This window comes from Bradyrhizobium sp. Unk1 (assembly GCF_059512345.1).
This window is the reverse complement of the sequence record NZ_JCAMOP010000061.1, coordinates 1-13,081: the sequence shown is the minus strand read 5'-3', so window position 1 is coordinate 13,081 and position 13,081 is coordinate 1. Positions and strand designations below refer to the sequence as shown.

The following is a 13,081-nucleotide window of genomic DNA, read 5'->3' as shown; positions in this document are numbered from 1 at the left end:
CATGCTGGACAGAGCTCGAAAGCTCCTTGCCACCGTCGATGCGGAACCCACTGAACGGAGCATCGGCGCTGGGATCGCTTGCGCGCCGGTGCGACTTTGGCATTGGGTTAATGCGGCGGCCATTCTGATGCTGAGTGTAACCGGCTATGTCATTGGAACCGGGACACCGGCGATGTCGGGAGAGGCAAGCGGCAATTTCCTGTTCGGCTATATCCGCTTTGCTCATTTCTCGGCGGGATATGTGCTCAGTATCGGCTTTCTTCTGCGGATCTACTGGGCGTTAATCGGAAACGCGCATGCCATGCAGATCTTTTGGGTGCCGCTCTGGCGCAAGTGCTTTTGGCGCGAGGTGTACCACGAGATTCGCTGGTATGCGTTCCTTACAGTTGAGCCCGAGAGGCGCGTCGGACACAACCGTCTTGCTCAGCTCGCGATGTTCTTCATGTTTACGCAGACGATCACGTTCATGGTCGTCACAGGCTTTGCACTTTATGGGCAAGGTGCCGGTACTGACAGCTGGCAGTACAAGCTGTTCGGCTGGGTATTTTCAATTTGGCCGAACAGTCAGGACGTCCATACCTGGCATCATCTCGGCCTGTGGGTGATCGTGGCCTTTGCTCTGGTCCACATCTACGCGGTGGTCCGGGAAGACTCACGTAGCGCCGGAGCATCTCTTCTGTGATATCGTGTGAGCGCGGGTTTCGCGATTGAAGACTGGGAGCGGATGCTGAATCCGGAAAACAAGAAAAGGATCCTGGTGCTCGGCATCGGCAATATCCTGTGGGCCGATGAGGGATTCGGCGTGCGGGTGGTCGAGGAGTTTCATCGCCGCTACGCCATCGATGACAACGTAACCGTCCTCGATGGCGGCACACAGGGGCTCTACTTGGTCAGTTTTCTTGAGCAGGCCGATTGCCTGATCGTGTTCGATGCCATCGACTATGGATTGCTGCCCGGGAAGTTGAAGCTTGTGCGAGATGAGGAAGTGCCAAAATTTACCGCCGCCAAGAAGATGAGCCTGCATCAGACCGGCTTTCAGGAGGTCTTGAGTGCGGCCGACCTGCTTGGCCGCTGCCCGCGAGAGCTCGCTCTCATCGGCTGTCAGCCGCTGGACCTGGAGCATTGGGGCGGTCCGCTGACGGCCCCGGTACGCCTTCAGATTGCGCCTGCGATTGAACTGGCTTGCAAACTCCTGGCGCAGTGGGACTCGCCGGCAAAGCCGCGGACCGGGCCGCTGCCTGCATCAGAACGGCTGTTGGCGAACAATATCGACCATGCAAACTATGAGATGGGGGCGCAGCCGATCTAGCGGCCCGCGAACTGACCATGTGCCTTGGCTTGCCAATGACGATTGTCGAGACCGACGGCATCACGGCGCTGTGCGAATATGGCAATGAACAGCGGCGTGTCTCGGTCATGCTGCTCTCCGACGCCTCGGTCGGCGCCAAGGTGCTCGTTCATATCGACAGCGCGGTGCGGCTTTTGGACGAAAATGAAGCAAGGCTGATCTCGGAAGCACTTGACGGGCTTGAGGCCAGCCTCAAGGGCCAGGACTGCGATCGCTTCTTTGCGGACTTGATCGGTCATGAGCCGCAATTGCCGGAGCACCTACGCTAGCCGCTCCGCTCGCCGGTTGCGCCGACCAGGCTTGCCACAAATCGTATCCCAGTCCCACGTAACCTTGCATCGACAATGTCAGGCGCTTCGAGCCATCGGTTCGAGCGCGAGTCGCGGCCAGACGGCGATTGGCATACGCCTTGCTAATACCCTGCTAGCAGAACCGAACATTATCAGGAAGGCGTGTGATGAAGTTGCAGCGGACGCAGCATGGTCTGCCGCGGCCCACTCCGTACGACGTGGAGGGCGTCGGCGTCGATGCGCGCCTGGTCGCGCACGCTCCCGTGAGGGTGGCCGTGATGCCGCCGCCGACGGTCGATCCCCTATATTTGCTTCGGATCATCCACGTCGCATTCCTACTTCCTGAGATCGTCAAGGCGTTTCGGCCGCGCCTGCAAGGTGCAGTGCCTGCGCGCGGCATAGGTGGCGAACTGGTTGAGTGGCTCGGCCTGAGAGGCCCATCGACGCCCGTCCTGTGCCATCGGCACGATACACTCCGCCTGATCGGCAGGAGACCGGTCCGTTTGGTCACGATCGATGGCGTCGCGGTACCGACGGTTCGGCCACACACCGGCAGCGCTTGTGCCGGCAAGTGCATTGCCTCTCGATACAGCCAATGGAACATCGCATCATGAAAACAGCGATCCGCGTTGTACCCGACGGCTCCGACGGGGCGGCGAGTGACCTTGCCACGAGCTCTGGCCGTCTCGATGTATTCTATAGCGGGTTGACGAGTGCGACTGCGCTCGCCAAGCGCGCTTGGCGCGAAGGCGACGAGCTTGCAAGGAACTATCCGAATGCCATGGCGCTGTTATCGAATGCCGCTGCTGCCGTTGGCAGCCAGAGAAGCAGCGCTCGGACACAACTGTACGGACTCGCGAATCTCAGCGATCCCGAGCGCAAGCTGTTAGGTGAAGTGCTCGGAGAAGGTGAGGTCGCCGGCGTTGTTGCGCTGCCAGATGGCTCTTTGGCGCAAATCCGGGAGTCCGTGCTTGCGGGAATCTGGCGCGTGCGCATCGGGAGCGAGCCGGCGCACGAATATCTTGAGGTCGGAGCGATCCCGCAGATTGTCCGGCGCGCCGCAACTGACCTGACGTCCGCCGATCTTGCGATCGGCGCGGCGCCGGACGGCGCGATGAACGTGCAACCGGTGCTCGCCGAAATACGCGAGCGGGCGCGCGTCTGGCGCTTTGGCATGCGCGCGCATGTCATCAATCTAACCTTGCTGCCGATGAGCGTTATCGACCTGGCATTCCTGCAGCAAAGCGTGGGCAATGGCCCGGTCCAACTCATCTTCCGTGGCTACAGCACGTGCCGAGTGCAGGCGACCGGGATCAGGAACGTCTGGTCGGTGCAGTTCTTCAGTTCTACGGACAATATCATCCTTGATACGCTGGAGGTCGGCGGCGTGCCGATTGTTGCGTTGGCTGCCGACGAGGATTTCCAGGACTCTGCTGAGCGCATGCAGGAAATTATTAAGGCGTACTTCACATGAAGAGCTTGGAGAACGTTCGGCGTCGGGTGGGATCCCGTAGACGCCGCGGGCGCAGCGACCGCCGGCATAACTCGCGCAGGATGTTGGTGGAGCGGTGCGCATGAGCCTCGCTGCCCAGAACAAAATCGATGTAACCGTATCGCTAGCTGCCGACGTAGTAGCCGCGATCGAGATCCTGCCGCGAGTCCGGCCGCCGCTGGCGCGGCTGTTCGCCGGCAAACAAGCCTCGTTGCTGCTCAAGGTGCTGCCGCGGCTCTTCGCGTTGTGTGCCGCTGCGCAGCAAACTGCCCTGCTGTCCGCGGTCGAGACGGCGCGCGACGAAGTGATCAACCGCACAACAAAACAGCATCGTATTGCGCTTATCGTTATCGAGCGGATCGCGGATTTGCTACGGGGCCTGATTGTCGGACATCTTGCGCAAGACATCGCCAGTGCGGCGGCAATCCGCTCTGTTATGCGGGGAATGTCAGGGCTTCTCGGCAGCGCACAGCCAGCCTGGGGCTCCGCTCAACGCGAAGCAACAGCGCGGATCGTGGCTGCGCTGAACGTGCTCGGCATGTCGAATGAGGGGGGCGCGGTGAGGTCCGGTAGCCCATTGGCGCTTCGCATTGCAGCGCTTGATGAGAGCGGCCTGAAGTCAATTCCGGCGGAGCACTCGTTCCTGTCCGTTGCTGACGACCTCAACATCATTAAACGGCTGCTCGTGGATGGCGCGAAATTTTGCTATTGTCCGGATCTTGACGGACATGTGCCCGAGACGGGTCCATGGGCGCGCCAAATGACGCGTGATCGGCTCTCGCCGAGCCCCTCCGGTGCGGCCGAGCGGCTGAGGGCCAGAATTGCTGAAGCCCTCCGGTTATGTGCCTGGCTCAAGGCCGGTGCTCAGATTGACTCGGCGGAGCATGGGATTATCGAAAGATATAAGTTAGGGCCCGGTCGTGCGGCGGCCGCGGTCGAATGCGCCAGGGGGCGTCTCTACCACGCGGTTGAGCTTGATCCTCAGGGCCGGATATCCCGCTTCGAATTCCTTGCGCCGACGGAGTGGAATTTCCACCCGCGCGGACCGCTTGTCCGCAGCCTGCAGGGCGCGGTGCTGACGGCTAGACGACGTCGGGATGCAGTCGATGCGGTGATTGCATCGCTCGATCCGTGCGTCGGGTTCACTCTGAATTTTCGCGAAGTTGGCGATGCATGAAATGGCGATTTGTCTTGGCATCATTCAAATCGTCGAGGAGGAGGTACGTCACCGATCGTTTTCGCGGGTGCGGAGCGTCTGTCTAGAGATGGGAGCGCTGAGTCATGCCGCGCCGGAGGCGATCAGATTCTGCTTTGCGGTCGTTGCCACGCGGACCGTTGCCGAGGGTGCAGTCCTTAATATCGTCGAACTGCCCGGCGTTGCCTGGTGCATGAGCTGTTCGAAGAGCGTCGAGATTGCGCGACGCGGTGAATGCTGTTCTTGCTGCGGCAGCTATCAGTTGCAGGTAACCGCGGGCGAACAGATGCGTGTGAGAGAGCTGGAGATCGATTGATGTGTACCGTTTGCGGCTGCACCGAAGGGACGCCGTCGACCAAACGCGCCAAGGCGCATGATGCGGAGAGCCATGAGCGATACGAGGTCCATGTGCAGGACAATTGCGATCGCCATTGCGCGCATCCGCATGGCGACCAAGGCCCGCAGCGTTCAAACCATGCTGGCGATAGTCATAGTCGCCATCGTGGCTCTGCCCGTCACCAGGCTCATGGTGGGCAGGCGCTTCTGAGTGGCGGCGCTGGCCCGGCTGGCTTGAAGGTCGCGGGCATGGGCAGAGAGCGGGTCATTCAGATCGGGCGCGATATTCTTGGCAAGAATAATGGGATTGCGGCGGACAACCGCGCGCTCTTCGTCGCCGATGACCTGCTTGTATTTAATCTTTTGTCCAGTCCCGGTGCAGGTAAAACGACGCTGCTCGTCCGCGGGGTGTCTGAGCTCAAGCGTAGCCGGCCGGTCGGGGTTATCGAAGGCGACCAGCAGACCTCGAACGATGCCGAACGCATTCGGGCCGCCGGCGTGCCAGCCATTCAAGTCAACACCGGCAAGGGTTGCCATCTCGACGCTGCGACGATTGGCGAGGCTTATCGCCGCTTGCCGCTGCTCACGGGTGGTATTCTCTTCATCGAGAACGTCGGTAATCTGATCTGTCCCGCAGCCTTCGATCTTGGCGAGGCCTGCAAGATCGTAGTGCTGTCGATTACCGAAGGTGAAGACAAGCCGCTCAAATATCCTGATATGTTTGCCGCTTCTTCGCTCATGGTGATCAACAAGATTGATCTGGCCCCGCTGCTTGAGTTCGATTTGGGCAAGACGATTGAATACGCCAGACGAGTCAATCCAAAGATCGACGTGCTTGTAGTTTCGGCTCGTACGGGCGAGGGTTTTGGCGCGCTCTACGCCTGGATCGATAGACAGGCGGGGCATCAGAGGCGCGCCCTAGAGGACACAAGGCGATGAGCGCCCCAACCACCTGCGACCGAACGCGGCTGCGCGTCCGCGTGAGTGGGGCCGTGCAAGGGGTCGGCTTTCGTCCTTACGTCTATGGACTCGCCATGCGCTACGGATTGGCGGGATTTGTCATCAATGGCCCCGAGGGCGTTACGATCGAGGTCGAGGGCCACCGTGCGTCGGAGTTTGTCGCTACGTTGCCGCTCGAGGCGCCTCCGTTGGCACGCATCGACCACATCTGCGTTCGGGAGACTGCGGCGCTCGCGGCGAAAGACTTTTCGATCGGCACGAGCGAAGGCGGCAAATTGTCAACCCAGATCGTCGCTGATGCTGCTGCCTGCCAGCAATGCCTCAGCGAGCTGTTCGATTCAGAAAATCGGCATTACCTTTACCCCTTCATCAGTTGCTGCAATTGTGGCCCACGCTACACCATCGCCGAACGGCTGCCGTACGACCGCCGCAACACCGTGATGAGGGCTTTTAGGTTGTGCGCCGCCTGCGCGGCCGAATATGCCGATCCGGCGAGCCGCAGGTTTCATGCGGAGGCGATCGCGTGTCCGACATGCGGGCCTCGGCTCAGCCATGGGATCAGCGCCATTGTCGCGGCAATCGCGGGGGGACAAATCGTGGCGATAAAGGGGCTGGGTGGGTACCAGCTTCTTTGCGACGCGCGTAACCAGGACGCCGTGCAGCGTTTGCGCGGCAGAAAGCAGCGCCTTCAGAAGCCGTTCGCGATTATGGTCGATTCCATAGAGCGCGTCAGCGACATCGCGGAGGCGAACGCGCCCGAGCTTGCGCTGCTCGAATCCGTAGCACGTCCCATCGTCCTTCTGCCTTCGCGCAACAATTTGGCGCCCGCCATAGCTCCTGGCTTATCTCGTGTGGGTGTCATGCTGCCTGTAGCGCCGCTGCATCACCTCATCCTTCATGCGCTTCGCTCGGCAGGAGCATGTGCGGAGACCGGCCCGGTCATCGTTGCCACCAGTGCCAATCTTTGCGGCGAACCGCTCCTGATCGACAACGCGCAGGCGCTGCGGCGGCTCAAGGGGATCTCCGACCTTATCGTGACCCATGATCGCGATATAGTGACGCGTGCTGATGACTCCGTGGTGTCGGTGGTGGCTGGCCGGCCGCAATTCATTCGTCGTGCCCGTGGCTATGTTCCCGAACCGATCAGGCTTGCGATGTCTGTGCCGCCCGTACTCGCCGTGGGCGGCGCACTGAAATCGACGGTCACCATCACGCGGGACAACCAAGCGTTCGTCTCCCAGCATATTGGCGATCTGGATACGGCCGAAGGCATCCGTGCGTTCGAGGAGACGATCCGACGCCTCACATCGAGCCTTGATGTGGAGCCTGTCGCCATCGCCCATGATCTGAATCCCGATATGGCTTCTACCCGGTTTGCGGAAGCAAATGGCCGCGCGCTGGTCGCTGTCCAGCATCACCACGCGCACGCTGCCGCAGTGATCGCCGAGCATGGCCATGCGGGACCTGCGCTTGCCCTGGTGCTCGATGGCCATGGCCTTGGCTCCGAGGGCGGTAACTGGGGTGGCGAGCTATTGTTGTGCGAAGGGACGAGGTGCCGACGCATCGGGCACTTAGCGCCCCTGCAAATGCCTGGTAGAGATCGTGCAGCCCGCGAGCCGTGGCGCATGGCCAGCGCAGTACTACATGAGCTCGGCCGGGGTAACGAAATCGGGCCGCGCTTTGCGGCGCAACGGCAGGCTGGATGTGTGTCGGCCTTGCTCGAACAGCCAGGCGGGGTCACCACGACCAGCGCGGGCCGGTTGTTCGACGCGGCAGCGGCGCTGCTGGGGATTGCGAGTTTGCAGAGCTATGAGGGCGAAGCGGCGATGAAGCTCGAGGCGCTGGTGCGGCGGACTGCGATTCTCGAAGCCGGCTGGACGATCGATGGTGGCGTGCTGTCGCTTCGTCCGCTGTTTGCGCGGTTGATTGCAGATGACATTGACGCGGTGGGCGGAGCCGGGCTGTTTCATGGCACCTTCGCCGCCGCCTGCGTTGACTGGGTCAGGCGGTCTGCGCGGACAACGGGCGTTAATACCGTCGTTCTGAGCGGCGGCTGCTTCCTGAACGCGACGCTGGCGGATGAAATCCCGCGCGGTTGCAGCGCTGCCGGCCTTACCCCGCTCGTGCCACGGCGGGTGCCGCCCAATGATGGCGGTTTGAGCCTTGGCCAGGCCTGGATTGGCGCTCTGCAGATAGCTCAACAGTCGTCCGCCAGGGGAGGAACAGCCTGATATGTGTCTTTCGGTTCCGGCAAAGATTGCGAAAATTCTTCCCAACGACATGGCCATAGTGTCCATCGATGGCATCAGCCTGGAGATATCGATCGCTCTCGTCGACGAGCTCGAGGTCGGCGATTGCGTCCTTGTCCATGTCGGCTATGCGCTGGCCAAGATCGATCCGACGGAAGCCAAGCGCACGCTGGAGTTGCTGCAGGAGCTAGGCAGCGCAGGAGAACGCCGATCATGAAATATGCGGACGAATTTCGCGACAAGGCCATCGCGCAGGGAATTGCGCGTGCGATTGGCGCCGAGGTCAGTTCGCAAAGAGCCTATCGGTTCATGGAATTCTGCGGCGGGCACACTCATGCGATCTCCCGCTACGGCCTGGAGGATCTGCTGCCCGCGAACGTCCGCATGATCCACGGGCCCGGTTGTCCCGTCTGCGTTCTGCCCGCCAGCCGAATCGATATGGCGATCCGGCTTGTCGACCGACCAGAGGTCACTCTGTGCGTCTACGGCGACCTGATGCGCGCGCCTGGGTCGCAAGGACAGTCCCTGTTGCGAGCTAAAGCGCTCGGCGCCGACATCCGGATGGTCTACTCGACGCTCGACGCTATCCGGCTCGTCGAACAGGCGCCGAGCCGCGAGGTGGTCTTCTTTGCCATCGGATTTGAGACCACGACGCCCCCGACGGCGGTGATGATCCGAATTGCCGAGGAGAAGCGGTTGAAGGGCCTCAGCGTGTTCTGCAACCACGTGCTTACACCCTCCGCGATGCACAGCATTCTCGAGAACCCCAAAATCCGCGACACCGGCGGGGTTCCAATTGACGGCTTCATCGGGCCTGCACATGTCAGCACCATTATCGGTACGCAGCCTTACGAGCCCCTGGCAGAACAATTTGGCAAGCCGATCGTGATCGCGGGATTTGAACCGCTCGATGTGATGCAGGCGATCCTTATGCTGGTGCGGCAGGTGAACGAAGATCGCTACGAGGTGGAGAACCAATACAGTCGTGCGGTGACGCGTGGCGGCAATCGGCGCGCCAAGGACGAGGTATCGCAGATATTCGAACTGCGCGAGCAGTTTGAATGGCGTGGGCTCGGACTCGTACCCAACAGCGGACTGAAGCTGAAACGGGCTTACGCGCAATTCGACGCTGAGACGCGTTTTGCGATCCACGACCTACGTGTCGCAGACAATCCGGCGTGCGAGTGCTGCGCGATCCTGCGTGGCGCCAAGCGGCCGGTCGAGTGTAAGCTGTTTGGAACCGTCTGCACGCCGGAAACTCCCATAGGGTCCTGCATGGTATCATCGGAAGGCGCTTGTGCGGCGTATTGGACCTATGGCCGAGTTCGCGATGAACCGTTGAGGCGCACGTCATGAGCGTAAAGGGCTATCAACGCAAGCTCGACGTCGAGAACGGACGCGTTGATCTTTCCCACGGATCCGGGGGCCGTGCCATGGCACAGCTGATCTCCGGTCTTTTTCACCAAGCCTTTGGTAATGAATGGCTCGCCCGCTGCAATGATCAGTCGGCGTTTGACGTCACGGCAGGCAGGATGGTGATGACGACCGACGGCTATGTGGTCTCGCCGCTGTTCTTTCCCGGCGGCAATATCGGGTCACTGGCTGTGCACGGCACGATCAATGATGTCGCGATGTCCGGCGCGCGTCCCCTCTATCTGTCGGCCAGTTTTATCATCGAGGAGGGCTTCCCGTTTTCTGATCTGAAGGCGATCGCCGATTCCATGGGCGCGGCAGCGCGCAGTGCCGGCGTTTACATCATTGCCGGAGACACCAAGGTCGTCGAGCGCGGCAAGGCGGATGGTCTGTTCATCTCTACGACCGGGATCGGGATTGTGGCCGATGGGCTCGATCTCTCCGCCGACAAGGCAAGGGTCGGGGACCGTGTGCTGGTCTCCGGTAGCCTCGGCGATCATGGGGTGGCGATCATGTCAAAACGCCAGAACGTCCCTTTTCAAACCGAGGTCGTCTCGGATTCCGCAGCGTTGCATAACCTCGTAGCGGTCATGGTTGCCGCCGGCGGTAGCGCCATCCGGGTGATGCGCGACCCCACGCGCGGTGGGCTTGCCGCGACCCTCAACGAGATTGCGCATCAATCCGAGCTCGGGTTCCGTCTGCAGGAAGCATCCATTCCGGTGAAGCCGGCGGTTGCGGCTACCTGCGAACTTCTTGGACTCGATCCGATCCATGTCGCCAACGAAGGCAAGCTCGTTGCGATCGTCGCGCCTGATTTGGCCGATGCCGTGCTTGCAGCCATGAAGGCGCACCCGCTCGGGTCCGACGCAGCTGATATTGGCGAAGCGGTGGCTGACAATCGGAAATTTGTGCAGATGGCGACCGGTTTCGGCGGTCGACGAATCGTCGACTGGTTGTGGGGCGAACAATTGCCTCGGATCTGTTGACACGCTGCGCATCGTCCAGCTTTTGGAAACCAAGTTTATGATCAATGGTCATGAGCCATCACCCATCACCCATTAGCTCTGGAAACGATCCCTTCTATGGGCGATCTGCCCAACCGGCAGACTGCGACTTCGCTCTTTGGGCGTGCTGAATTTCGGTTGTTGGCTTTTCCACGAGCCGAGAACGCAATTCGAAACGATTCATCGCCACCGCGCACTTTCGACGGTTAAGCTCAGCGAGCATGGTCACACGATCCGCTCGGCACCCGTGGGTTTGAAATCCTGCGAAGCTTGTCAAATATCGTTGAATTTCTGCGCCATTTTAACGGCTGCGTCGCAATATCGCTGCTCGCTTCCGATTAGAAAGGCGCTCCAGGCAGGAGTTTTCAAATGAAGGTCGGAGTCCCCAAGGAAATCAAGGCTCACGAATATCGCGTGGGCCTTACCCCGGGAGCTGTCCGCGAATACGTGGCAGCGGGCCACCGCGTGATGATCGAGACCAATGCCGGCGCTGGCATTGGTGCAACCGATGACGATTATCGCAATGTTGGCGGAACGATTCTAACTTCCGCAGCTGAGGTATTCGCATCGGGCGAGATGATCGTAAAGGTTAAGGAACCTCAGCCGACCGAATGGTGTCAGCTGCGGGAAAATCAGATCCTGTTCACTTATCTGCATCTGGCCCCCGACCCGGACCAGGCCAAGGGCCTCCTGAAATCTGGATGCACTGCGATCGCCTATGAGACCGTTACTGATGCGCATGGTGGTCTTCCGCTGCTGGCGCCGATGAGCGAGGTCGCGGGTAGGCTTGCGATCGAAGCGGCGGGGAGCGCCCTGAAGCGGAGTGCAGGCGGACGAGGGCTGTTGATCGGTGGGGTGCCCGGTGTTCAGCCTGCCCGAATCGTGGTGATCGGAGGTGGCGTCGTTGGTACGCACGCGGCACGCATGGCGGCTGGTCTGGGCGCAGAGGTGACCATCATCGACCGTTCGATACTCCGGCTCCGCGAGTTGGACGAGCTATTCGAAGGACGCGTTCGCACCAGGTTTTCGACCATCGACTCTGTGGAGGAAGAGGTATTTGCGGCGGATGTGGTGATAGGTGCGGTGCTCGTTCCAGGTGCGAGCGCGCCGAAGCTAGTCCGCCGGAGCATGCTGAGCTCGATGCGCAAGAGGGCGGTGCTCGTGGACGTCGCTATCGATCAGGGCGGCTGCTTTGAGACATCGCAACCAACCACTCACGCTGATCCTACTTACGAAGTGGATGGCATCATTCATTATTGCGTGGCCAATATGCCCGGGGCCGTGCCGCTGACCTCGAGCCAGGCACTGAATAACGCGACGCTGCCGTTTGGTTTGGCTCTGGCCAATAAGGGCTTTTCCGCCGTGCTCGACAATCCGCATTTGCGCGCAGGCCTCAACGTCCATCGGGGCCGGCTAACTTACGAAGCAGTCGCCGAAAGCCTCGGGCTGCCCTTCTCACCGATCGAACAGGCTGCGGCCTGATCCCAGAGGCCCTCATGGGCGTTTCCTCCCTGACTTAGGCCACCCTTCGGGGTGGCCTTTTTTCGACTCCATCGATCTGCTGACCGCGCCGGCATTTATTTCGAATGCGCAGCGAAGCGGAGGATCACCAGACGAACGCCTGGCTTTAATCCCCGCACGATGCGATACAATGTACTTTCGGTCCATACAGCGCATATGAATGCCGGTTTTGCCAATCCAAGGCAATCGAGAATGCGTACTGCGGGTCCGCTGGGGACCCGCGATCACCAGAGCGACTTTGTCTGGCTCGATCGCCGCGACTCATTCTGACTGGCTGTGGAGACGCCAACCGGCCGGTGATGACTGCGCGGGTTATTTATCGTGGTGCTGTCGCCGAAGCCGCCGCTGTCCCGGTGAGTGGAACCATCAAGATGCGGTTCGCGGTCGACCTGACACACCGGCGGAGAACTTTTTGAAGTCGCGCGGCGCATCCATCATCGCCGCAGCACGGCGGGCTTAGGAAGGATCGCAGATCGTTCCCTGAGGCTGGCGAACGCGGTTCACCTGATCGCTGCCTGCCGTGAGATCGACCATGCGCAAACCACGGCATCGAGCTCGAGCTGCTGTCATGCGCGTTGTAGGATTTGCGACACCGTGTCGAGGCGGCGACTTGCGTTCTCGAAATAGCCCAGACAAAATCAAGTCAACTGTCTGGCACAAGACTTGAAAGCAAGAAACTGTCCCGCAACCTTCGCTTATGGAATCGCAGTGATGGCCTACAAGATAATCGCATCCCAGTGCACTGTCTGCGGTGCATGTGAGTTCGAATGTCCCAATGCCGCGATCAGCCTGAAGAACGACATATATGTGATCAATCCGACCCAGTGTACCCAATGTGAGGGGCATTTTGACGCGCCGCAATGCGCCGTCGTTTGCCCGGTGCCCGATACCTGCGTGCCGGCATAGGTGGAGTAGCCGATGAGAGGAGCTCCGGCGCGAAACATGATGAAAACGCGATCGACAGCCGCCGCCTTTTGGATCCGTCTTCTGTTTCTCTCACTCGCTGGCCCCGAGTCGGCGGCAACTTGCGCGATCCGCTCAGATAGATTGCGGCGGAATCCTCGCCAGCGGGAGTTGTCGTTGCGCGAGTGGAGCGGGCAATGGTAGCTGTGCAAGAGACGGTCGAGCGCGTGAAGCGCATCGACGTCGACCAGTATCGTTATGGGTTTGAGACCCTGATCGAGACCGACAAGGCGCCCAAGGGACTGTCGGAAGAGACCGTCAAGTTCATCTCCGAGAAGAAGAACGAACCCGCCTGGATGCTCCAGTGGCG

At 60.6% G+C, this 13,081-nt stretch carries 13 protein-coding genes and 2 pseudogenes; all 15 read left to right on the top strand.

From position 1 onward, the window contains the following. Position 1 precedes the first annotated feature (1 nt). Positions 2-711, top strand: a pseudogene (gene cybH / locus AC5ZFO_RS43070) (Ni/Fe-hydrogenase, b-type cytochrome subunit). A 13-nt stretch (positions 712-724) separates the two neighbouring features. Then, positions 725-1,309: a HyaD/HybD family hydrogenase maturation endopeptidase gene (locus AC5ZFO_RS43065; RefSeq protein WP_282524116.1), complete on the top strand. Its 585-nt coding sequence runs from the start codon at positions 725-727 to the stop codon at positions 1,307-1,309. Positions 1,310-1,326: 17 nt separating this feature from the next. Next, entirely contained in the window at positions 1,327-1,617 is a 291-nt protein-coding gene (locus tag AC5ZFO_RS43060; protein WP_282524097.1) for a HypC/HybG/HupF family hydrogenase formation chaperone, read from the top strand. Between the two features lie 188 nt (positions 1,618-1,805). After that, positions 1,806-2,252: a hypothetical protein gene (locus AC5ZFO_RS43055; protein WP_282524096.1), complete on the top strand. Its 447-nt coding sequence runs from the start codon at positions 1,806-1,808 to the stop codon at positions 2,250-2,252. Further along, positions 2,249-3,112 carry a hydrogenase expression/formation protein gene (locus tag AC5ZFO_RS43050; RefSeq protein ID WP_282524115.1) on the top strand — a complete coding sequence of 288 codons (864 nt, stop codon included), beginning with the start codon at positions 2,249-2,251 and terminating at the stop codon, positions 3,110-3,112. Before AC5ZFO_RS43055 ends, AC5ZFO_RS43050 begins: the two co-directional genes overlap by 4 nt. A gap of 100 nt (positions 3,113-3,212) precedes the next feature. Then, positions 3,213-4,307, top strand: a complete 1,095-nt coding sequence (locus AC5ZFO_RS43045; protein ID WP_496123715.1) for a hypothetical protein — start codon at positions 3,213-3,215, stop codon at positions 4,305-4,307. Next, a complete protein-coding gene (locus AC5ZFO_RS43040; protein WP_282524094.1) occupies positions 4,300-4,641 on the top strand; it encodes a hydrogenase maturation nickel metallochaperone HypA/HybF in 342 nt (113 codons plus the stop codon). Before AC5ZFO_RS43045 ends, AC5ZFO_RS43040 begins: the two co-directional genes overlap by 8 nt. After that, positions 4,641-5,600, top strand: coding sequence for a hydrogenase nickel incorporation protein HypB (gene hypB, locus AC5ZFO_RS43035; protein WP_282524093.1), 960 nt, complete (start codon positions 4,641-4,643; stop codon positions 5,598-5,600). The genes AC5ZFO_RS43040 and hypB overlap by 1 nt, the downstream gene beginning before the upstream one ends. Further along, positions 5,597-7,852, top strand: a complete 2,256-nt coding sequence (gene hypF, locus AC5ZFO_RS43030; protein ID WP_282524092.1) for a carbamoyltransferase HypF — start codon at positions 5,597-5,599, stop codon at positions 7,850-7,852. The genes hypB and hypF overlap by 4 nt, the downstream gene beginning before the upstream one ends. 49 nt (positions 7,853-7,901) lie before the next feature. Then, positions 7,902-8,087 (top strand): HypC/HybG/HupF family hydrogenase formation chaperone, encoded by a 186-nt coding sequence (locus AC5ZFO_RS43025; protein ID WP_306664603.1) that lies wholly within the window; start codon positions 7,902-7,904, stop codon positions 8,085-8,087. Then, entirely contained in the window at positions 8,084-9,226 is a 1,143-nt protein-coding gene (hypD, locus tag AC5ZFO_RS43020; RefSeq protein ID WP_282524090.1) for a hydrogenase formation protein HypD, read from the top strand. The genes AC5ZFO_RS43025 and hypD overlap by 4 nt, the downstream gene beginning before the upstream one ends. Next, the gene (gene hypE / locus AC5ZFO_RS43015) at positions 9,223-10,269 is read left to right on the top strand and encodes a hydrogenase expression/formation protein HypE (protein ID WP_496123714.1); all 1,047 of its coding nucleotides are present in this window, start codon (positions 9,223-9,225) and stop codon (positions 10,267-10,269) included. The genes hypD and hypE overlap by 4 nt, the downstream gene beginning before the upstream one ends. A 387-nt stretch (positions 10,270-10,656) precedes the next feature. Beyond that, positions 10,657-11,769, top strand: a complete 1,113-nt coding sequence (ald, locus tag AC5ZFO_RS43010; RefSeq protein WP_496123713.1) for an alanine dehydrogenase — start codon at positions 10,657-10,659, stop codon at positions 11,767-11,769. 750 nt (positions 11,770-12,519) lie between these two features. After that, a complete protein-coding gene (locus AC5ZFO_RS43005) occupies positions 12,520-12,714 on the top strand; it encodes a 4Fe-4S binding protein (protein ID WP_035730311.1) in 195 nt (64 codons plus the stop codon). 194 nt (positions 12,715-12,908) lie between these two features. Continuing rightward, positions 12,909-13,081 (top strand): annotated as a pseudogene (locus tag AC5ZFO_RS43000) (Fe-S cluster assembly protein SufB); the annotation flags it as partial.

Excerpts from the sequence above, each read along its gene's own strand:
- AC5ZFO_RS43065 (WP_282524116.1), top strand. The coding sequence starts at position 725 with ATGCTGAATCCGGAAAACAAGAAAAGGATCCTGGTGCTCGGCATCGGC.
- AC5ZFO_RS43060 (WP_282524097.1), top strand. The coding sequence starts at position 1,327 with ATGTGCCTTGGCTTGCCAATGACGATTGTCGAGACCGACGGCATCACG.
- AC5ZFO_RS43055 (WP_282524096.1), top strand. The coding sequence starts at position 1,806 with ATGAAGTTGCAGCGGACGCAGCATGGTCTGCCGCGGCCCACTCCGTAC.
- AC5ZFO_RS43050 (WP_282524115.1), top strand. The coding sequence starts at position 2,249 with ATGAAAACAGCGATCCGCGTTGTACCCGACGGCTCCGACGGGGCGGCG.
- AC5ZFO_RS43045 (WP_496123715.1), top strand. The coding sequence starts at position 3,213 with ATGAGCCTCGCTGCCCAGAACAAAATCGATGTAACCGTATCGCTAGCT.
- AC5ZFO_RS43040 (WP_282524094.1), top strand. The coding sequence starts at position 4,300 with ATGCATGAAATGGCGATTTGTCTTGGCATCATTCAAATCGTCGAGGAG.
- hypB (WP_282524093.1), top strand. The coding sequence starts at position 4,641 with ATGTGTACCGTTTGCGGCTGCACCGAAGGGACGCCGTCGACCAAACGC.
- hypF (WP_282524092.1), top strand. The coding sequence starts at position 5,597 with ATGAGCGCCCCAACCACCTGCGACCGAACGCGGCTGCGCGTCCGCGTG.
- AC5ZFO_RS43025 (WP_306664603.1), top strand. The coding sequence starts at position 7,902 with ATGGCCATAGTGTCCATCGATGGCATCAGCCTGGAGATATCGATCGCT.
- hypD (WP_282524090.1), top strand. The coding sequence starts at position 8,084 with ATGAAATATGCGGACGAATTTCGCGACAAGGCCATCGCGCAGGGAATT.
- hypE (WP_496123714.1), top strand. The coding sequence starts at position 9,223 with ATGAGCGTAAAGGGCTATCAACGCAAGCTCGACGTCGAGAACGGACGC.
- ald (WP_496123713.1), top strand. The coding sequence starts at position 10,657 with ATGAAGGTCGGAGTCCCCAAGGAAATCAAGGCTCACGAATATCGCGTG.
- AC5ZFO_RS43005 (WP_035730311.1), top strand. The coding sequence starts at position 12,520 with ATGGCCTACAAGATAATCGCATCCCAGTGCACTGTCTGCGGTGCATGT.